The organism is Thiomonas bhubaneswarensis, assembly GCF_001418255.1.
Classification (GTDB): Bacteria; Pseudomonadota; Gammaproteobacteria; order Burkholderiales; family Burkholderiaceae_C; genus Thiomonas; species Thiomonas bhubaneswarensis.
Genome location: NZ_LIPV01000008.1, coordinates 152,837 through 169,937, shown reverse-complemented (window position 1 = coordinate 169,937; position 17,101 = coordinate 152,837). Strand labels below are relative to the sequence as shown.

Below are 17,101 nucleotides of genomic sequence, written 5' to 3'. Positions count from 1 at the left end.
CTCGGCGCATCGGCGACGCCGCGGCCGAACTGCTGCAGGCCATCGTCCACCAGCGCTACAAGCATCGCCGCTCCATCGTCGTGACCTCCAACCGCGTGGTGCAGGACTGGGGCTGCTACCTCGGCGACGCCACCATGGCCACCACCATCCTAGACCGCCTCATGCACCGCGCCACCATGCTCGAGTTCGAGGGCCGCAGCTACCGCCTCAAGGAGGCCGCCGCGCGCATCGCCGTCACCGCCGATGCCTCATAATCCACCCGTCCTGCATGGGGGAGTTTGACCGGCCACAAGTGGGGGAATTTGAAGTGGCCATCGGGGGCTGCGCGACGCGGCGATCGGCCCGGCGTTCATCGCGCCGGGCAGTCCCTGGCAGAACGGCTTCGTCGAAAGCTTCAACGGCAAGCTGCGGGACGAGCTGCTGAACCGCGAATGGTTCCGCAGCCGCGCCGAGGCAAAGGTGCTGATCGAACGCTGGCGGCAGTTCTACAACGAACAGCGACCGCACAGCGCCCATGGTTACAAGCCCCCGGCGAGCGTTCGCCGGAACTGGTCGGAACCCGATACCATCAACCCCGGACTCACTGCCTGATTGGCTACAAGTTCCATACTCAGGTCAGTACCAGGCCGAGCATCCGCCCATCATCAGCCGCGAACTGTGGGACAGCGTCCACGCAATCCTGGAGACGAATGGCCGAGTGCGGGACAACACGAAGCGGGCCAAGGTTCTCTATCTGCTCAAGGGCGTCGTGTTCGGCAACGACGGGCGCGCACTGTCGCCGTGGCACACCACCAAGAAGAATGGCCGGCGCTACCGTTACTACGTGCCCCAGCGGGACGCGAAGGAACATGCGGGCGCCTCGGGTCTGCCGCGACTGCCTGCCGCAGAACTCGAATCGGCGGTGCTCGATCAACTGCGCGCGCTCCTGCGTGCCCCGAATCTACTCGGCGACATGCTGCCGCAAGCGATCAAGCTTGATCCGACCCTGGACGAAGCCAAGATCACCGTGGCCATGACCCGGCTCGACGCGATTTGGGATCAACTGTTCCCGGCGGAGCAGACCAGGATCGTGAAACTGCTGGTCGAAAAGGTGATCGTGTCGCCCAACGACCTCGAAGTACGACTGCGCGCCAACGGCATTGAGCGCTTGGTGCTGGAGCTGCGTCCCGAGCCGGTCGAGCAAGTTGAGGAGGCCATGGCATGAGCGACATCCGCATCCAGAAGACCGGCGAGCCGGACATCGTTGAGGCGAGTGATGGCCGGCTGACCCTGTCCGTGCCGATCCAGATAAAACGGCGCAGTGGCCGCAAGCTGGTTACCTTGCCAAACGGCGAAACTGCGCCAGTCAGGCCGTGGGACGTGGCTCCGACCTCCATCCAGCTGGCGTTGGCCAAGGGCCACCGTTGGCTGGCCATGCTGGAATCGGGGGAAGCGAAGTCCTTGAAGGAGATCGCCACGCGGGAAGGAATCGACAACAGCTACGTCAGCCGCATGGTCAACCTGACCACGCTGGCGCCCGACATCGTGGCGGCCATCTTGGACGACGTTCTGCCGAACCACATCACGCTGTTTGATCTGGCGGTCGATCCACCGGCGCTGTGGGATGAGCAGCGAGCGCGGGTCGGGCTTTGACCCGTTTCACCCCACCACTGATGACCAGGGTCCACCAGCGGGCCAGTGTTGCGGGTAGTCGGCTTCAGCGTTCGCCGCCGCGATGACTGGAAGCAGGAAATCTCGAAGCGATGCCACGACGGCCTCCAGGCGCAGCGCTTCGAGTCTGTTCTTTCCCAGAAACGCCTGCCACTGCGTCTGCTTTTGCGCATCCTGCGCAAAACCATCCGTCAGGCCAAAGGGGATGTCCGGGGGCAACGTCGTTTTGCGTCGATCGAAGGTTGCCCGAATCGCGCGTCGCAGAGTGTCGCCGTCAAATTCGGTGTACCGCGACAAGATCCAAAGGTCGAAGTAATCCTTCATCCGGCTGTTGGCGATACCCAGCGAGGCCAACGCCTCCAGCTTTTCTGCCACCACGGTGTAGCGCGGATAGACGCGCAGTTTCGGTGCCGCGAACTCCGACAGCATCACGGGGTACTGGACATCTTCCGGCCCTGGTGTGACGGCATCGCCGAAACCGATGTCGACCTGAATCGGGCAGCGTGCTCCATCGATCAGTCCGAGCAAGGTGACGCGCACGCCGGCGTAGTTGGCCTCCTTGCGGATCTCCGCCGCTTGAACGGTGTCCGGTCGAAACGTAACACCGTCGTCAGTCTCCATCGCGCAGACTTCCTTGAAGACGGCCTCCAGGTGCGGCAACTCGGCCGAACCAAAACCCAGAAAGTCCGCATCCCGCGTCGGCCGGTGCGGGATGTCGAACCACAAGTCGAACAGCAGTGCGCCTTTCAGCAGGAACTGGTCGGCATGGGGCGAGACGCTGAGCCGGTACAGCAGCCGCTCAAGGGCGTAGCGGGTCAAGACCAGATTGAAGTCTTGGCGGGTCTCGCGGGCGCGGGTGAGCAGGCGAGCCCGCACCGAAGCGGCCGTGTTGCGCTGGTTCATGACAGGCTTTCCATGTAGGAGCGCATCACATTGGCCACTCGGCAAAGCGATGCATAGCGCCAGAGTTCGTCCATGCTCACGCGCTTGGCTCGCCAGGCTTCCTGCAGGGCTTCCATCGCGACATCAAGGCCGATCTTGTTGCGGAACTTGAAGCAGTCGGCCACGGTCCGGGCGACGTTGGTCACGCGCACGGTCACGCCATCGATCTGGTGCTCTTCAATCCCATCGGTCAGCGCAGCGCCGGAGAAGCGCACGATGCGCAGCGGCGGATAGTCCATCTTCGGTGCACGCGCCTTGTTGGGAATCGCCAGCCAGACCTCGAATGGCGACTGCGTGGTGAGGTCGTGCACCCGCAGTGCTGACAGCAGGCAGACGATGGCTTGCGGGTGTTTGCGGGCCACCTCGGCCAGCGTGCCATGCTCGGATACGCTGCGATCGGGACGGGCATACAGACCGCGACCCACGCGGACGAGCAGGCCCTGCCGAACCAGCCGCGTGAGGGCGACACTGGGCAGACCCAGCGCGTCGAGATCTCGCGGGCGTATGAGGCCGCGCTGGGCGGCGAGATCGAGAATGGTCTGGTGTGAAGTTTCCATGCCACCATGATGTTGCATTACGTCGGTAGTTGTCAATATATACCGACAAAACACAACCAATGCGGTTTCCTTTGCTCCACGATGCTGCAATCCAACCGCTTGATTCGTCCGCGCGTAACTCTTTGATCTGTATGGCGCTGACTTATGGCCTTTGCGGACTTCGGGCCAGTTCCGGGGAGCGAGGCCGGAGCGAGGAATGGCCAGGAGAGAGTGGAATGTGGCCCGGAACGGGCTGATCGGCTGATCGGTGCAGTCCGCAGGCTTCCGCAGGAACCTCCAAGAACACGCGGGAACCGGTGCGATCGGGCAAGAAAAAACCCCAACCGAGAACGGTTGGGGTTTCATTATTGGTGGAGCCGGGGGGAATTGAACCCCCGTCCGCAAATACTCCACAGCAGGATCTACGTGCTTAGTAACGCCTTTTGGTTTTAACCCCTATGACGCGGGTGTACGCGCTTCATTTGGGGCGATCCACTGAGTTTAGGGCTGAATCGCGTGGCGAAATTCAACTCGAGCCAATGTGTATGACCTCGCAGGTGTTGCCACCCCGGCCCATCGGCCAACCGTTGCGAGGCTCACCGGTATTAAGCGGCGAGGGCGTACGAAGAATCGTTCGCAGTTACTTAGTTTCCAGTGTTTTATCGAGCGTACTGGGGCTCGGCATGCACCTGTCTGCTTTGCTATCCACGTCGAAACCGGGTCGGCCCCATGGAGTACTCATTGTACGGCGACACCCGGTTGAGTGCCGCTATGTTCAGGATATGAAGTCAAGAGTCAGGAAATCAAGGGGGTGGTGAATGATGGCGTCTGCGCCCCAATCGTTGGGAGAGCTTGGGCCGCAGTAGCCGTAAGCGGCGGCGATGGATCGCATGCCTGCGGCCTGGGCCGATTGAATGTCGCGGAGATCGTCACCCACATAGACACAATCGGCTGGCTCGACGTTCAGCGCGGCAGCGGCGTGCAAAAGGGGGTCAGGCGCGGGTTTGGGTTTTGCCGCGGTGTCGCCACTGACAATGCAGCCGGGGGGCGCTGGCCACGGGAGTTGCGCGACGAGAGGTTGCGTGTAGGTACTGAGCTTGTTGGTGACGATGCCCCAGGGCAGGGCACGCTCATGGAGTTGTTCGAGCAACGCGAAAACGCCATCGAACAGATCGGTTTCGACGCGTATGGCCTCGAGGTAATACGCCAGGAAGTCGTCTTTTAGCTGGTTGTAGCGCGCATCGCCGGGCGCAACCTGCATGCCGACGCCCAGCAGACCGCGCGCGCCGTGCGAGGCCATGGGGCGCAAGGCATCGAGGGGCATGGGGGGCAGGCCGTGATCGGCTCGCACCCGGTTGAGCGCCGCGGCCAGATCGGGGGCAGTATCGGCCAATGTGCCGTCGAGGTCGAACAGACAGGCCCGCACGGGGCGTCCGCTCTTCATTGCGCGGGGCGGCGCAAGGCCATGAGGTAGTTGACGCTGGGATCTTGTGTGATGCGGAACTTCTGGGAGAGGGGTTGGTATTCGAGCCCCGCGATATCGGCCACTTCCAGCCCGTAGCGACGGCCCATGGCGGCCAGTTCCGAGGGTTGAAGGAATTTGGCGAAGTCGTGCGTGCCTTTGGGCAGCAGCTTCATGATGTATTCCGCGCCAAGGATGGCGAAGAGGTAGGACTTGGCGTTGCGGTTGAGGGTAGACAGGAAAACCCATCCGCCCGGGCGAACGAGGGTGGCGCTGGCCTGAACGATGGAGGCCGGATCGGGCACGTGTTCGAGCATTTCCATGCAGGTCACGACGTCGAATTGCGCGGGCGCCTCCTCCGCGTATCGCTCTGCGCTCACAAGCCTGTAATCGATCTCGAGTTGGGCATCCAGCGCATGCAGGCGTGCAACCTGCAGCGAGGCATCGGCCAGGTCGATGCCGGTCACTCTGGCACCGGCACGCGCCATCGATTCCGAGAGAATGCCACCGCCGCAGCCGATGTCCACGACCGATTTGCCGTGCAGATCGACGTGGTCGCGAATCCACTGCAGTCGGTGCGGATTGAGTTGGTGCAGGGGACGGAACTCGCCGTTTTCGTCCCACCAGCGGTGGGCGAGGGCGCTGAATTTATCGATTTCTTCGGGGGCGACGTTGTGATCGATCGGGTTCATGGACGGCATGGGCCAAGGCGTGGCCCTCACTGAAACTTGACGAGCCTGTAGTAGAGCATTCCCAGTAATTCGTGCACCACGCGCGAGGTCTTCTCCAGGGCGCTGATCTGCGGCGTCAGCATGTCCAGGGGTTGGATGGGAAGCGCCTCGAAGTCTACCGGCCAGGCGCAGATCGCCACGCCTTCGTGGGCAAAGGCCATCAACGCACGGGGCATGTGGTCTGCAGACGTGATGAGGTAGCGACGCGCGGGAGGTGTGTGCAATAGTCGGTCTCGCAGATTCACCGCCGTCTGAAAGGTGGTGCGAGAGGCGGTGTCCAGCGTGATGCGCTGGCGGGGAAAGCCCATTTGTTCGGCCAGCGCGCCCATAAGGTTGGCTTCGCGCACGGCCTTGCCCCAGCCGCCGGAGATCAGAAGGGAACTGTCTGGCGTGCGCTGCGCGAGTTGGACTGCGGCAATGAGGCGTTTGAGGCTGGCTGTCTTCAGGGCGGTGTAGTCCTGCGCATCGGGTGGGTTGCCGTCAACGCCACCGGCGAGTACCACAAACACGGCGCCCGGCGGAGGAGCAGGGCAGGTTTGAGCCTGACGTGCGCGCTGTTCGAGCGCGCCCAGCGCGAGGTTGGCGAACAGCGGCATGCTGGACAGCACGAACAGCACGGTGATGGCATAGGTCAGCCATCTCAGACCCAGCGGCGGACGCCGCCAGGTCACCAGCGCGGAAAGCACGACCAGGCCGAAAGCCGTCAGCCCTACCGGCGAAAACAGCAGTTCGAGGGTGAGTTTCAAGGGCGTCAGGAAAGCGCAACCGAGGCTGCAGCGGAGGCGGGCAGTCGGGCCCAGTCGAGGTAAACCTTCTCGTCACCTTCGACCCAGACCTGACGCGAGAACAGACGCTCGGCTCGCTGCCGAGCAGCTCGGCTCATGGCCGCAACGGTGTCGCGGTCGCAGAGGGTGAGCATTTTCGCGTTCAGGTCGTCCACGTCGGCTGAGGTGAAAAGCAGGCCGGTGACACCATCATCGACGACTTCGCCGCAGCCGCCGATGCGCGGCGCGATCACGCAGCGGCCAGCGGCCATGGCCTCGCGGGCCGAGAGCGGAAACGATTCGCGCGTGGAAGACAAAACGAATACGTCGAGCAGAGCGAGATGCGAGGGAATGTCGCGCTGCATGCCGGCGAAGATCACCGTGTCTTGAAGACCGAGGCGCTCGACCTGCGCCTTGGTCTGATCGAGCAGCGGCCCGTCACCGACGATGAGCAGACGCGCCTCGGGCTGACGCTGCACGACCTTGGAAAACGCCTCGACCAGGTAGTTGTGACCCTTTTCTTCGGACAGACGGGCGACGATGCCGAAGATCAGGTGCCTGCCGGGTTCCAACCCGTACTGCCGGGCGAAATCGGCGGTTCGAGTGGCGGTGGCAAAGCGGTCGAGGTCGATGCCGCTGTGGATGACGGTGGACTGCTTCGCGGGCAGGCCGTGCGCCAGCAGGCGGTTGCGCTCGTAGTTCGACTCGAAAATGATGAAGTCCGCGCTCTTTCGGAGGATGCGGCCCGCCCACTTGAAATTCTTGGGGTTGTGAATATTGTGGATGGTGGTGACGATGGGCACCCGGCGCCCTGTGGCGGCCACGCGGTAGCCATAGGGCGTGACGCGCAGTGCCGCATAGGCCACCATGGAGGAGCGCACCGATTGCGGCGCGACCAGCTCGATGCCTTCGCGCCTGACGACTTCGCGCAATTGCCTAAGCGCCCGCATGAACTGGGAGGGCGAGCTGAAGTGGAAATCGATGTCCACATGAATGGCGCCCTTGCCGATCAGTTCGTTCAGCAGCACGCCGTCGGTGGTGGCGACATAGACAATATGGCCTTTGGCGGTGAGGTCTTCGGTCAGGGTCAGGACATCGGACTGCACACCACCGATGCCGAACGGCTCGGTCATCAGATACAGAATCTTCATAGCTTCGTGGCCTCGTAGGAGGTGCTGGGTTTGAGATGCTTTTGCGCAAAGCGGCGGGTGCGCCGGGCATGGAGCAGCTGGTGAATCGGATCGAAGGCCCCGGCGAGCTTCAGGCGGAACTGGGCCTCGTCGTCACGGTCGGTGATTTCGGTGCGCCTGAGCTGGAACAGATCGGCGTTTGCGTGGTTGACACCGGGCGCGACACTGACCGCCGCCGCATAGCCCGCCTGTCGCACCAGCGCCAGTTCGCGCGGGCCAAGGTCGCCTGATGGATAGCAGAAAAACGGCACCGGCGCTTGGATCTGCGCGGCGATTTCGGCCCGGCTCAGCTCGATCTCTTGCTGCGCGAGTGAGTCGCTGATGGTGGGCAGGTAAGGATGGGTGCGGGTATGCGAGCCGATGCTGATGCCTGGGGTTCGTGCCAGGCGGCGCACTTCGTCCCAGTCGAGATGCAGCCGCTGCTCACCAATGTCGCCATAGCGCGGATGGCTGAGCGCCTTATCGCAGAACTGGGTGGTGACAAAAATGGTGGCCGGAATGCGATGGCGCTCCAAAATGGGCGCGGCTGCGGTGAGATTGTCGAGATAGCCATCGTCGAACGTGACGGCGAACATGGGCTCGCGCAGAGGCCCGGCACGAAGGGTGCGCAACCCTTCCTCGAGGCTGACGACCTTGTGCGCGGCCAGTTGCTGCATTTGCCGCTCGAAGCGCTCGGGCGATACGGTGAGCTGGTCGTAGGCTGGCAGCCGGGCGACCCGGTGATACATGAGGATGCGAAGCCCCGGGCTGAGCGCATTGCGCAGCTTGGCATAGGGGAGTAGCGCGGTGGCAAGGAGGCGACGCATGACTTACTCCGCCGAGGCGACCCGAGCCGGTCGTGGGGATGTCGGCAGCCCCAGAGCCTGCTGGTGAAGCCGGTTGTAGGCCTCTGCGGTGCGCGAGACGTCGAATCGGGCGATGACCGTCTCACGCGCGCGCTCCCCCAACCGGCGGCGCAGGGCTGCATCGTGCAGCAGGTTTTCGAGGCGGCGGGCAAACTCCGGTACGTCGCGCGCATCGACTAGCAGGCCGTTGTCGCCATCGACGACGACATCGGGGATGCCGCCCACACGGGTACACAGCACCGCCTTGGAACTGGCCATGGCTTCGAGCAGAGCGATGGGCAAGCCCTCCCAGTGAGACGACATCACGAACACGTCCATCGCCGCGACCAGCCGGGGAACGTCGGTGCGCATGCCGGTGAAGATCACGCAGTTCTGCAACCCGAGGTCTTTGACCTGCTGTTTGAGCGCATCTAGCAGGTCGCCCGTGCCGACTACCAGACAATACAGCGTGCCGTCGCGCACCTGCGGGAGTTGGGTCAGCGCTTGAAACAGGTCGCCATGCGCCTTCTGCTCGTGCAGCCTGCCGACGATGCCGATGAGCAGCCTGTCCTCCGGCAGCCCGAATTCGGCGCGCACACCTGCACCCGAAAAACTCGAGAACTTCTGCAGATCGATGCCATTGGGAATGGAGACCAGCTTGCGCTGCGGAATGCCGTCGCGCGTGGCCAGCGTTTGCGTGACCTCCTCGCTGCAGCCAACCACCGCAGTGCTCAGGCGGGCGAACAGCCGGTCGATCAGCTTGCGGCCCGCGCCTTTCCAGGGATTGACGATGTTGTGCACCGTCGAGAACACCGCAGGAACCCCAGCCAACCTTGCCGCAAGACGGCCATAGGTGTCGGCGGTGAACAGGTGCGTATGCACCACCGCCGCCTTCTCCCGTTTCAGCCAGGAGGCGACTCGAAACACCAGACCCAGATCGAATTTACCCTTGCGCCCGAAAATCACCACGGGCACACCCAGGCGCTCGAACTCCTGCTCCAGAGGGCCGCCCTTGATGAGGCAGACGATCGCATAGCGGTAGCCCGGAATACGCAAGCGCACTAGATCGACCAGGAGCATCTCCGCACCATCGCGGGGCAGCTCGTCGATCATGTGGACGATGAGGGGAGGGCTTTCAGCGTGGCTTGGCATGGGTCTTGTACGGGGAAAGGGCTGCATTGTTGGGACGGATCAAATGCGCAATGGCGGCGATGTAGATCCAGAGATAAATGTCCACCGCAGTATCGATGACGTGGGTTCCAAACATATTCACGCCGACAAGACCAGCCACCAGCGTAATGCCGCCAAGGCCGATGATGCGGTCGATATCCACCGTACCCGTGCGGTAGAGACCCCAGCCACGAAGCGCCAGCGCGCCGAGGATCAACAGCAGGGTGATGAGACTCGGCAATCCCATAGTAGACGCCGCGTAAAGAAACATGTTTTGATTATCGGTGGCGCCGCCCGTCGAGCCATCGTAAAAACCAGGAACGTAACTTGGAACGAGGCTGTGGAACTGATCGAACCCTTTGCCGAAAATGGGCGACTCCTTGGTCATCTCGATGGCTGCGTCCCACAGCAGGAAACGCGAATCGGCACTTTTGTCGATGGTCGATCCAGGCGCACGATCTTGATAGGTCTGATCCACCCGGGCTTTCATCGAATTGGGCACCAGAGAGGGAATGAAAAAATAGATCGAGCCGATGACGAGCAGCACCAGGACAAAGAATTTCTTGCTTTTCACGAAAGACAGTGTGAACAACTCCATCGCAAATGCGAGATAGGCACCGCGCGAGAATGCCGCAAGTAGCACTCGGAGCCCGATCAGAAGAATCGGCGCCATGCGCCAGGATTTCCATTTGGGAAAATAATAGGCGCCGTAAGCCAAAATGGGAGCCAGCGCGTAGATGGTTTGTGCAGCGAATTCGTTGGGCTGCCCGATGGGGCCCAAGAGCCTCGATTTTTCAATACTGCTGGCTCCGCGGCTGAACCACCATTCCTGGATGCCGTAGAGAAACACCACGGTGGCAGAAAACATCATGTAAACGATGAATCTGCGCGCCATGTTCTTGTCTTGAATCAGGTTAACCAGAAGAAAAAAGATGATGAACTGATCGAAAAATCCGCGAACCGATAGCAGATAATTCCAGATGAAATTGTGCAGGCCGATATGAAGAATCGCAGTAAATACGGAGATCACGCTGAACAAGAACCACAGACCGACAAGTCTTGTAAACGGATAAGGATTGAACAGTTTTCTGCGATTCTTGAAGCTGTGAATCATCCAGAACGCAATCAGAAATAATTCGAGAAGATTGGTGCCGTTGACGCCGGGCGCAACCAGAAAAGGATAGAGCTTGCTCAACGGGTAATAAATCGCCACCAGAGCCAGAAGTGGCTCTGGGCCTTTGCGCAATTGCACCAGAAGCAGAATTCCGAAAATCAGGGCAAAGCCGTAAAGGCCGATTTTTCCGGGATGCAGCTTGAAGACGACGATGCTCAATACAAACAGCGCCGGTACCGCGAGCAATCGGAGCGTCGAATAAAGCTCTTTCCCCGCCCAGTCTGCCGATTCGGTGGCATCCGAAACCGGGGGCGGGGTCGTCGGCACCCTGCGGTTGCTCACGACGCCGGGCTTTTGTCGGGGATGCGGGGTTGTTACGCTCATTGGACGACCCTCCTCGCTACGCTCGACTCCCCGAGGGAGTGGAGCGCCACCTTCGGGCGGCCGTGGAGTGGCGCTCATGGCTGTTGGCGGGGCACGCCTTTGACCCGGGCATAGAGTTGGTGATAGGCGGCATTGCCGATCAGTAGCTTGGCCAGGGTTTTCGCTTGTGACAAGGTCCGGGCACGCAAGAGGGTGAAGGCATCGGCTCGGGCGTAGGCCAGAACGGTGGCGTCGGAGGTGCTGTCACGAATGGCCAGACGCGGCAGTACGTCAGCGTGGAGCGAATTCTGCGGACTCAGTACGCCGATGTCCGAGCCGTGGAGCAACGGATAGCCCGCGTCATGTGCCATGCGCAGGCAGCGGTCGTCGTAGCGTCCGCCGGGGAAGGACATCTGCCGAATTGCCGTCTGAAGCTCTTGCGTAAGTCTGGAGTGCGATTGCCGCAGTTCTGCCTGCAGCGCGGCATCGGGCAGATCGCTGAGAAAACGGTGGGTCTGGCCGTGGCCGCCCACGACCATGTCGTTGCGGGCTAGTTCACGCACCTGATCCCAGGTGCAGAATCCCGGCCTCTGGCCGATGAAGTCGGTGGTGACGAAGAACAGTGCGCTGAGCCCGCGTTTTTTCAGCAGAGGCAAGGCGAGTTCGGCGTTGCTGGCGTAGCCGTCGTCAAAGGTGAGCAAAACCCCTGTGGGCGTGGCAGCACCAGGACGCTCGAGCTCTAGCGGATGCACTACCGGAATGCCAGCGGCAAGGATCAGGTCGAGTTGACGGGCGAAGGCCTCGGTCGAGATGGCGTAGGGGCGGTCGATCGGGTCGATCGCCAGACGCTGGGCCTCGGAAGCGTACAGCCCGTGATACATCAGGATGCTCAGCCGCTTCATGTCTTTTCCCATTTCGCGTCGGCACGACCCTGCACGAATCGCAGCAAGGCCAGCATGGCCGCGGCATTCATGTCGACAAAGACCTGCGCAAAGCTGACGAATTTGTTGCGGCGCAGCGTCGGCGCCCAGTAGCCAGCTGCAGCCAGTAGATAAAACGCCACCTGGGCCAGAAAGGCCAGACGATAGAACGGCGCCGAGAGCAGGGCGCTGGTCAGAAGGGTGATGACGAGGGCGTAGGGCACGACAAGACGGAACACCTTGTGCGACAGAAACTGGAACCATACCGGGTTCTGCGCCGGGTTGAACAGCCAAAAATTTCTCGAAAAGGTCTGGAAATTGCCCGTCAGCGTCCGGATTTTGCGTTTTTGCTCCGCGGATGACTCGGTCTGCAGCACATCGTAGACATGGGCCTGCGGCTCCAGCAGCGTGCGCTTGCCCATGCGGGTGATGCGCATGGGGATCTCGAAATCGTCGAGGATGGTGTCGGGCGGAATCGGCGAAAAGTCGCGGGTGCGAATCGCGTAGAGCGCACCGGTGGCGCCGACGGTGGAGTGAAATCGGCTTTCCGCCTTGCGGATCGCCTTTTCGTAGCGCCAGTACAGACCGATGTTCTGTCCGGCCTGGGTACTGCTGGGACGATGCACGAGTTCCCCGCTGACCGCGCCCACGGCGGGGTCGCAAAAATCGGACAGCAGCCTGCGCACCGAACCGGGTTCGAGATCCTGTCGCACATCGCAGAACACCACAAATTCAGTCTGAACCTGAGCGAGAGCGAGATTGAGCGCATAGGCCTTGCCCTGGCGCTGCGGATAGCTCAGCACCCGCACCCCTGCGAGCTGGCCCAGCACCTCCGTGGTGGCGTCGGTCGAGCCGTCGGAGACGACCAGAATGTTGATCTTGTCCTGCGGATAGTCGAGCGCACGCAGATTGGCGATCTTGCCCGGCAGGCGCGCCGCCTCGTTGTAGCCTGCCATCACCACGGTGAGGCAAGGCAGAGCATCGTCGGTCAGCAGCGGGCAGGAAACCTGCGGCCGCCGCCGTGCGAGCAGGCCGATCAGCGCGGGGTAGCCGACGTAGGTGTAGAGGATGAACAGGGCTGCGCCCCAGAAAAGGATGAGCAGAATCATGACGAAGGCGCGACGGCAGGCGAAACGGGAGCGAGTTGGAGCAGGCCGCCCCGCACGGCCTCGACCCACTGCTGCTGCGCAACCCGGGTGGTCACCGCATGGTCGATGTCGTGCAGATGGGCGAAGAGCAGGCGGGCATGGTCGACCCCGCGCAGGCCCAGGGTCTGGCGCAACTGATCGGCATAGTTGACGGCGCTGAAGTCGGTGCCGGCGCTGAGCACCATGACGCCGACGCCGCGCTCGGCCAGGGCGAGCAGACCGCGTCCCAGGGTGAGACGGTCGATGCTCTGGTCGTCGTCAGATTCGGCGCCGCCCGAGGGAGATGGGGCCGTTGGCCTGCTGCGCGTCAGCCGCCCGACGATCTTGTGGCCGACCGCGCCAACGCCTCGAAGACCTAGCTGCAACCATTTCCACCAAGCGCGCGGGCCGAAGCCATGGCGCATCAGCCGCAGGCCCAGGTAACGCAGCACGCTCCAGGGCGTGGCGTAGCTCAGCGCGTCGTACAGCACGATGACGCTCACGCGGGGATCGACCTGGGCGCTCCAGTAACTGGGCAGGGCGCCGGAGCAAAAGCCCACCAGGGCGAAGTGCTGCGCGCCGGTGTGGTTTTGAAGCAGATCCATGGCGGCGCGCAGGTCGGCGACAACCTGCTCCTTGTACGACAACTGCCCGTCGGCGCGCAGGCTGTCGCCCATGCCGTGGAGATCGAAACGCAGGCTGGCCACACCGTCTGCGGCAAGCGCCCGCGCGAGCTTGACATTGACACGGTGTGCGCCGACGCGGTGGATCACCCCGGCATTGAACAGCAGCACGCCAATGGGCGGATTCGACGAGGTTTGCGCGCTGGGAAAGGTGACGGTTCCCAGCAAGTCGTCGTGCGCACCAAAGGTCAAAGTGGTCTCACGCATATTCGGCGGGGGCGAGGTGGTCGATCAGATCGCGGATCCAGTGCATCGGCACGATCGCCGTTGCGGCGGCGTTGTCGGTGGCCCAGTCGATGCGCGATTGGGCGTCGATGATGTCGACACGGTCCGAGCGCAGCCCGGCCGCATCGAGCAGGCGTTGCGCTGCCGTCGGGTCGGGTACCAGCAGGCGCAGGGCCGCGGCCGGGGCCTGCAAGCAGCCGGGCGAGATGGCCTCGATCTGTGCACGCGCCTGCGGGCTCAGAAAGAAACCCAGCGCCTCGGACTCGGGCGTGGGCAGCAGGGTCTGGCGCAGGCGGGCACTCAGGGGCCAGCGCGCGCCATAGCCTCGGTTGAGCGCTTCGAGGCTGGACGCCGCCAGACCGCTCAGATAGGCCCGGCCATCGAGCACCGGCTCGATAAGCATGAGCAGGCGAGGCGGCAAGGGCGCGCGACGGGCCAGATCGAGGGCAACATTGGCGCCCAGACGCAGACCGACGGCCGACCACTCCGGCGCATGGCTGCGGCGCAGCAGTTCCATCAAGGCGGCTTGGGCGTCGCCCACGCTGCCGAAAAAATCCCATTCCTCGTCGGAGCCGGCCGAGTCTCCGCTACCGTAATAGTCGAAGCGCAACACGTGATAGCCGGCGGCGGCCAGACGGTCGCTCATCACCCGGTAAAGCCGGTGAGCGCGAATGCCTTCCTGGCCGAACGGGTTGCAGAGCAGCACCGCATGTTGCCTCGGGGCGGCCGACCCCGTGGGTTCGAGGTAGATGCCGACCAGCTCACGACCGCCGTTGAGGATGCGCACGGGGATCAATCGGGCCTCCCGGAGGCTGTGGCCTGACGGTAAAGCACCTTGCCGAAACCTCCTAGGGTGGCGAGCGCGGCGGCATGGCCGGACGGACTCGGCAGCGGGGACACATCGATGAAATCGTCGGCCTCGTCGGCGATCACGCGCTGGCGAGCCGGCATCATGCCCACATGCAGGGTCTTGGGTTCGAGCGCCAGGCCGAGGCCGAGCGCCTTCATGCACGCCTCCTTGCGCGTCCAGCAGGAGAAAAAGACGGCGGTCTGCTGCCTGGGAGGGAGTTGCGCGAGTTCGTCCAGTTCTCCCTCGGTCAGCACGCCCGCGGCAAGCGCGCTGTCGGGCAGGTCGGGCCGGATGGCTTCGATGTCCACGCCCACCGGCATACCGTTGCTCACCGCGAGCAAGGCCTTGTCGAGGCTGTGACTGAGGTTGAAACAGAGGGAGACATCGTCTCTTCTTCCGATCAGCGCGGGCTTGCCGTGAGGGCCGAAGATAAAGGTCAGGTCTTGTGGGGCACGGCCGAGATAGCGGCCGAGAATCTGCCGCATCCAGCCATGCGCGGCGATGTAGCGCGTCTGGTCGATGGCGAAAACGAAGCGCCGGGCGCGCTCCTGCTCGCCAGAGTCGAGCAGATCGAAGGCGTGGGCCGGCGGGTGACGCAGATCGAGCTCCCAGATGTGCACGTCGCGCAACTGCGGACGCGCCAGCGGTGCCGCGGCTTCTCGCGGCCGGGGCGTACCCCCCGGGCGCATGGCTTGGCGTAGCTGTTGCGACAAAGGCGGGGACAAGGTTTTCACGCGGGCAGGTCTCCGACCATGCGCCGAAAACGCGCCTGGAGGCCAGCGGCGCGGTCGGCGAGGTGTCGGGAAAAGTGTTTCAGTTGCATGGCCCGACATGATGCGTGCGCTATTGCTGAAGGGGCAATCCCGTCAAGCGGGGGCAAATGGACTCCGCAGATGGCCGACAAGCCTCTGATCGAGACGACACGACGATCATAGGCAAGCCCGTCACAATCGCTGTGACAACTTCCTCACATTTCCTTGCAGAACCTGCCAGACGGGCTCCAAGGCTCAGTGCGAGGTCGATCTGCGGGCGGTGGCGATGGCGGAGCAGAGTTGCTGGACGCCGTCGAGCACATTCACGCCCATGCGCGGCAGCGCATCCGGGGAGAGCGCCACCAGTTGATCGTGCCTTACCGCGCTGATCTGCGGAAATCGCTTCCAGGCCTTGAGCCATTGCTCGCCCCTCGGGCTGGCCGTGACGATGATCTGCGGATCGGCTTCGACGACGGCCTCGGCGCCGATGGTGGGTGCAAGGACGGACAAATGGCCGAACACGTTGCGCCCCCCGCATGCGCTGATGGCCTGGCTGATGATCTGCTGGCCACCGACCGTGATCAGAGGTTTTTCCCAGACCTCGTAAAACACCCGCACGGTTGGCTTGCGGTCGGCGTAGCGCTGGCGGATCGCTTTCAGCCGACGATCGAAATCAAAGACCCAGCGCTCGGCCTGTCGCGAGGTTCCGGCCAGAATGCCGATGCGGCTGACCGTGGCCGCCAGCGATTCGAAAGTGTTGGTCTGACTCCAGAAAACGGGAATGCCCAGCGCCTTCAGCCGTGCGGCCTCGCGCGGCGGTGTGCCCGATGCCCAGGCCAGAATGAGATCGGGTTTGAGACGAACGATGGCTTCGAGGTTCAGTGCGAAGGCGTCGCCGACGATGGGCAGCTTGCGCGCCCAGGGCACGTCGGATGCACCTTGGATCGTTCCCACGACCTGACGGCTCGCCCCGGCGGCGGAGCTGAGTTCGAGCACTTGCGGCGACAGCGCGACGATGCGCCTAGCCGGGGAGGGCAGGCTGATGCTCTGCCCGGTATCGTCGGTGACCTGCACCGGCGCCGCCAGCACGACCGATGCAGCCATCCAGAGCGCCGCGGCAAGCGCAAGTAACAAGACCTGGCGCAGCGTGCTCATTGCGGCGCCGCCGTCTTGGGCTTGAATGCGCACAGGTCGGCCACGCTGCAGCGCCAGCACTCCGGCTTGCGCGCCTTGCAGACATAGCGTCCGTGCAGAATCAGCCAATGATGCGCGTGCAGGCGATAGTCCGGCGGTATCACCTTGGCAAGCCGGGTCTCCACTTCCAGCGGCGTCTTGCCGGGCGCCAGTCCCAGGCGGTTCGCCACGCGGAAGATGTGCGTGTCCACCGCGATGGTGTCCTGCCCGAACGCCACATTGAGCACCACATTGGCCGTCTTGCGCCCCACGCCGGGCAGGGCCTCCAAGGCCTCGCGTGTTTGCGGCACCTCGCCGCCGTACTGGTCAATCAGGATGCGGCAGGTGGCGATGATGTTCTTGGCCTTGGTCTTGTACAGGCCTATGGTGCGGATGGCCTCGCGCAGCCGGTCTTCGCCCAGGTCGAGCAGCGCCTGCGGGGTGTTGGCTACCGCGAACAGCGGCCTTGTCGCCTTGTTGACGCTGACATCGGTGGCCTGCGCAGACAGCATGACGGCGATCAACAACTCGAAGGGCGTGTTGTATTCAAGCTCGGTGCGCGGCTGCGGGTTGGCCGCGGCGAAACGCTCGAAAAGGGTTTTGATCTGGGCTGGCTTCATGCAGC

At 63.1% G+C, this 17,101-nt stretch carries 19 protein-coding genes, 1 other RNA gene and 1 pseudogene; 4 read left to right on the top strand and 17 right to left on the bottom strand.

What is annotated here, in order from left to right:
• From ASC45_RS11870 to ASC45_RS11855, 4 genes and pseudogenes are all read left to right on the top strand, one after another.
• The coding region (locus tag ASC45_RS11870) for an ATP-binding protein (protein ID WP_167344853.1) at positions 1-254 on the top strand (254 nt) is incomplete at its 5' end.
• A gap of 94 nt (positions 255-348) precedes the next feature.
• A pseudogene (locus tag ASC45_RS11865) lies at positions 349-591 on the top strand (integrase core domain-containing protein); the annotation flags it as partial.
• A gap of 106 nt (positions 592-697) precedes the next feature.
• The gene (locus tag ASC45_RS11860) at positions 698-1,204 is read left to right on the top strand and encodes a recombinase zinc ribbon domain-containing protein (RefSeq protein ID WP_072243052.1); all 507 of its coding nucleotides are present in this window, start codon (positions 698-700) and stop codon (positions 1,202-1,204) included.
• Positions 1,201-1,632 (top strand): hypothetical protein, encoded by a 432-nt coding sequence (locus ASC45_RS11855; RefSeq protein WP_055451244.1) that lies wholly within the window; start codon positions 1,201-1,203, stop codon positions 1,630-1,632. The genes ASC45_RS11860 and ASC45_RS11855 overlap by 4 nt, the downstream gene beginning before the upstream one ends.
• Before the next feature lie 6 nt (positions 1,633-1,638).
• Here the strand turns inward: ASC45_RS11855 and ASC45_RS11850 are convergent, their stop codons facing one another.
• The 17 genes from ASC45_RS11850 to nth form a co-directional block, all read right to left on the bottom strand.
• Positions 1,639-2,553 (bottom strand): nucleotidyl transferase AbiEii/AbiGii toxin family protein, encoded by a 915-nt coding sequence (locus ASC45_RS11850; RefSeq protein ID WP_072243051.1) that lies wholly within the window; start codon positions 2,551-2,553, stop codon positions 1,639-1,641.
• Positions 2,550-3,149: a type IV toxin-antitoxin system AbiEi family antitoxin domain-containing protein gene (locus ASC45_RS11845; RefSeq protein WP_055451243.1), complete on the bottom strand. Its 600-nt coding sequence runs from the start codon at positions 3,147-3,149 to the stop codon at positions 2,550-2,552. The genes ASC45_RS11850 and ASC45_RS11845 overlap by 4 nt, the downstream gene beginning before the upstream one ends.
• Before the next feature lie 348 nt (positions 3,150-3,497).
• Positions 3,498-3,857, bottom strand: a transfer-messenger RNA (tmRNA) gene (gene ssrA, locus ASC45_RS15550).
• A 46-nt stretch (positions 3,858-3,903) separates the two neighbouring features.
• Positions 3,904-4,572 (bottom strand): HAD family hydrolase, encoded by a 669-nt coding sequence (locus tag ASC45_RS11840; RefSeq protein WP_055451242.1) that lies wholly within the window; start codon positions 4,570-4,572, stop codon positions 3,904-3,906.
• Complete coding sequence (ubiG, locus tag ASC45_RS11835) at positions 4,569-5,282, bottom strand: bifunctional 2-polyprenyl-6-hydroxyphenol methylase/3-demethylubiquinol 3-O-methyltransferase UbiG (RefSeq protein ID WP_055451241.1); 714 nt, start codon at positions 5,280-5,282, stop codon at positions 4,569-4,571. The genes ASC45_RS11840 and ubiG overlap by 4 nt, the downstream gene beginning before the upstream one ends.
• Before the next feature lie 26 nt (positions 5,283-5,308).
• Entirely contained in the window at positions 5,309-6,067 is a 759-nt protein-coding gene (locus tag ASC45_RS11830; RefSeq protein ID WP_055451240.1) for a YdcF family protein, read from the bottom strand.
• Between the two features lie 5 nt (positions 6,068-6,072).
• Positions 6,073-7,236, bottom strand: a complete 1,164-nt coding sequence (locus tag ASC45_RS11825) for a glycosyltransferase family 4 protein (RefSeq protein ID WP_055451239.1) — start codon at positions 7,234-7,236, stop codon at positions 6,073-6,075.
• On the bottom strand, positions 7,233-8,081 hold the full coding sequence (locus ASC45_RS11820; RefSeq protein ID WP_055451238.1) for a polysaccharide deacetylase family protein: 849 nt from the start codon (positions 8,079-8,081) through the stop codon (positions 7,233-7,235). Before ASC45_RS11820 ends, ASC45_RS11825 begins: the two co-directional genes overlap by 4 nt.
• A gap of 3 nt (positions 8,082-8,084) precedes the next feature.
• Positions 8,085-9,251 (bottom strand): glycosyltransferase, encoded by a 1,167-nt coding sequence (locus ASC45_RS11815; protein ID WP_245610047.1) that lies wholly within the window; start codon positions 9,249-9,251, stop codon positions 8,085-8,087.
• Positions 9,235-10,767, bottom strand: a complete 1,533-nt coding sequence (locus ASC45_RS11810; RefSeq protein WP_055451236.1) for an O-antigen ligase family protein — start codon at positions 10,765-10,767, stop codon at positions 9,235-9,237. The genes ASC45_RS11815 and ASC45_RS11810 overlap by 17 nt, the downstream gene beginning before the upstream one ends.
• A 74-nt stretch (positions 10,768-10,841) precedes the next feature.
• Positions 10,842-11,648 (bottom strand): polysaccharide deacetylase family protein, encoded by an 807-nt coding sequence (locus ASC45_RS11805; RefSeq protein WP_055451235.1) that lies wholly within the window; start codon positions 11,646-11,648, stop codon positions 10,842-10,844.
• On the bottom strand, positions 11,645-12,775 hold the full coding sequence (locus ASC45_RS11800) for a glycosyltransferase family 2 protein (RefSeq protein ID WP_055451234.1): 1,131 nt from the start codon (positions 12,773-12,775) through the stop codon (positions 11,645-11,647). The genes ASC45_RS11805 and ASC45_RS11800 overlap by 4 nt, the downstream gene beginning before the upstream one ends.
• On the bottom strand, positions 12,772-13,683 hold the full coding sequence (locus tag ASC45_RS11795) for an alpha/beta fold hydrolase (protein ID WP_055451233.1): 912 nt from the start codon (positions 13,681-13,683) through the stop codon (positions 12,772-12,774). The genes ASC45_RS11800 and ASC45_RS11795 overlap by 4 nt, the downstream gene beginning before the upstream one ends.
• Positions 13,676-14,488: a serine aminopeptidase domain-containing protein gene (locus ASC45_RS11790; RefSeq protein WP_245610046.1), complete on the bottom strand. Its 813-nt coding sequence runs from the start codon at positions 14,486-14,488 to the stop codon at positions 13,676-13,678. The genes ASC45_RS11795 and ASC45_RS11790 overlap by 8 nt, the downstream gene beginning before the upstream one ends.
• 5 nt (positions 14,489-14,493) lie before the next feature.
• Positions 14,494-15,285 carry a 4'-phosphopantetheinyl transferase family protein gene (locus ASC45_RS11785; RefSeq protein WP_055451231.1) on the bottom strand — a complete coding sequence of 264 codons (792 nt, stop codon included), beginning with the start codon at positions 15,283-15,285 and terminating at the stop codon, positions 14,494-14,496.
• A 273-nt stretch (positions 15,286-15,558) separates the two neighbouring features.
• Positions 15,559-16,458 carry a cobalamin-binding protein gene (locus ASC45_RS11780; RefSeq protein ID WP_055451230.1) on the bottom strand — a complete coding sequence of 300 codons (900 nt, stop codon included), beginning with the start codon at positions 16,456-16,458 and terminating at the stop codon, positions 15,559-15,561.
• The gene (gene nth, locus ASC45_RS11775; RefSeq protein ID WP_055451229.1) at positions 16,455-17,096 is read right to left on the bottom strand and encodes an endonuclease III; all 642 of its coding nucleotides are present in this window, start codon (positions 17,094-17,096) and stop codon (positions 16,455-16,457) included. The genes ASC45_RS11780 and nth overlap by 4 nt, the downstream gene beginning before the upstream one ends.
• Positions 17,097-17,101: the final 5 nt, after the last annotated feature.

Coding starts and splice junctions, on each gene's coding strand:
- ASC45_RS11855 (WP_055451244.1), top strand. CDS start 1,201: ATGAGCGACATCCGCATCCAGAAGACCGGCGAGCCGGACATCGTTGAG.
- ASC45_RS11850 (WP_072243051.1), bottom strand. CDS start 2,553: ATGAACCAGCGCAACACGGCCGCTTCGGTGCGGGCTCGCCTGCTCACC.
- ASC45_RS11845 (WP_055451243.1), bottom strand. CDS start 3,149: ATGGAAACTTCACACCAGACCATTCTCGATCTCGCCGCCCAGCGCGGC.
- ASC45_RS11840 (WP_055451242.1), bottom strand. CDS start 4,572: ATGAAGAGCGGACGCCCCGTGCGGGCCTGTCTGTTCGACCTCGACGGC.
- ubiG (WP_055451241.1), bottom strand. CDS start 5,282: ATGAACCCGATCGATCACAACGTCGCCCCCGAAGAAATCGATAAATTC.
- ASC45_RS11825 (WP_055451239.1), bottom strand. CDS start 7,236: ATGAAGATTCTGTATCTGATGACCGAGCCGTTCGGCATCGGTGGTGTG.
- ASC45_RS11820 (WP_055451238.1), bottom strand. CDS start 8,081: ATGCGTCGCCTCCTTGCCACCGCGCTACTCCCCTATGCCAAGCTGCGC.
- ASC45_RS11815 (WP_245610047.1), bottom strand. CDS start 9,251: ATGCCAAGCCACGCTGAAAGCCCTCCCCTCATCGTCCACATGATCGAC.
- ASC45_RS11810 (WP_055451236.1), bottom strand. CDS start 10,767: ATGAGCGTAACAACCCCGCATCCCCGACAAAAGCCCGGCGTCGTGAGC.
- ASC45_RS11805 (WP_055451235.1), bottom strand. CDS start 11,648: ATGAAGCGGCTGAGCATCCTGATGTATCACGGGCTGTACGCTTCCGAG.
- ASC45_RS11800 (WP_055451234.1), bottom strand. CDS start 12,775: ATGATTCTGCTCATCCTTTTCTGGGGCGCAGCCCTGTTCATCCTCTAC.
- ASC45_RS11795 (WP_055451233.1), bottom strand. CDS start 13,683: ATGCGTGAGACCACTTTGACCTTTGGTGCGCACGACGACTTGCTGGGA.
- ASC45_RS11780 (WP_055451230.1), bottom strand. CDS start 16,458: ATGAGCACGCTGCGCCAGGTCTTGTTACTTGCGCTTGCCGCGGCGCTC.
- nth (WP_055451229.1), bottom strand. CDS start 17,096: ATGAAGCCAGCCCAGATCAAAACCCTTTTCGAGCGTTTCGCCGCGGCC.